Below are 563 nucleotides of genomic sequence, written 5' to 3'. Positions count from 1 at the left end.
CATCATCAACCTCACCCTGCTGCCGATGACGCCGGACGACCTCAACTGGCTGGTCGCCAGCCTGGGCATCGGCCCCACGGTCATCCTGTCGCGCGGCTACGGCAACTGCCGCATCACCAGCACCGGCCTCGCCCGCACCTGGTGGGTGCAGTACTTCAACAGCGCCGACACCCTCATCCTCAATACCCTGGAAGTCACCGACCTGCCCGACGTCGCCCCGGCCGCCGCCGACGACTTCGCCGACAGCATCGCCCGCCTGCGCGAATGGACCGACAGCCTGGGCGAAATCTGAGCGCCGCCCTCCGGAGACCCGACACCATGTTCGAAGGCAGCTACCTCGGCGACCAAGACCGCCTGGACCCGAACGCCCGCCTGGAGTGCGGCATCTGCTGGTGGATCTACGACCCGGCCGAGGGCGACGCCCTCGCCCAAGTCGTGCCCGGCACCCCCTTCGCCGCCCTGCCCGCGCACTGGACCTGCCCCAACTGCGACGCCCCGCGGGAGAAATTCATGGTGGTGGACGAATGATCCACCCCGGCCGCGGCGCGGCCTGAACGCGGCCC

General features: G+C 69.8%; 2 protein-coding genes. Both read left to right on the top strand.

Annotated elements, in window-relative coordinates; genetic code table 11:
* Positions 1 to 292 (top strand): hydrogenase expression/formation protein (locus GRF61_RS24250; RefSeq protein ID WP_169153170.1); only part of this gene is annotated, 292 nt, incomplete at its 5' end.
* Between the two features lie 26 nt (positions 293 to 318).
* A complete protein-coding gene (locus GRF61_RS24245) occupies positions 319 to 528 on the top strand; it encodes a rubredoxin (protein ID WP_169153169.1) in 210 nt (69 codons plus the stop codon).
* Positions 529 to 563: the final 35 nt, after the last annotated feature.

It is taken from the genome of Azoarcus sp. TTM-91, from assembly GCF_012911025.1.
Lineage (GTDB): Bacteria > Pseudomonadota > Gammaproteobacteria > Burkholderiales > Rhodocyclaceae > Azoarcus.
Note: the sequence above shows the minus strand (reverse complement) of the source record. Positions and strands in the feature narration are given on the sequence as shown.